The organism is Komagataeibacter intermedius TF2, assembly GCF_000964425.1.
In the GTDB taxonomy this organism is placed as follows: Bacteria; Pseudomonadota; Alphaproteobacteria; order Acetobacterales; family Acetobacteraceae; genus Komagataeibacter; species Komagataeibacter intermedius.
Genome location: NZ_BANF01000440.1, coordinates 1 through 244, shown reverse-complemented (window position 1 = coordinate 244; position 244 = coordinate 1). Strand labels below are relative to the sequence as shown.

Genomic DNA, 244 nt, shown 5'->3' with positions numbered 1-244 from the left:
TAGGGCCTGTTAGGTCTTGAATAACAGAACGGACTGCATAGCTGTTTATGATGAGCATGATGCAGTCTGTCTTTTCTGATGCCGCCTGGTCCGTCTGGGAGCCTTTGATCGAAGAAGTCCGTCCGAAGGGAAAGACCCCACCGAAAAACCTTCGACGGACGATATCCGCGATTTTCTGGCGCCATCAAAACGGTGCAAAATGGCGCGCCCTGCCATCTGAGTTTGGTCCCTGGTGGATTGCCGC

1 protein-coding gene is annotated in these 244 nt (G+C 53.3%); it reads left to right on the top strand.

Annotated elements, in window-relative coordinates; all coding sequences use genetic code 11:
- Positions 1-59: 59 nt before the first annotated feature.
- The coding region (locus tag B7449_RS17945; protein WP_148431418.1) for a transposase at positions 60-244 on the top strand (185 nt) is incomplete at its 3' end.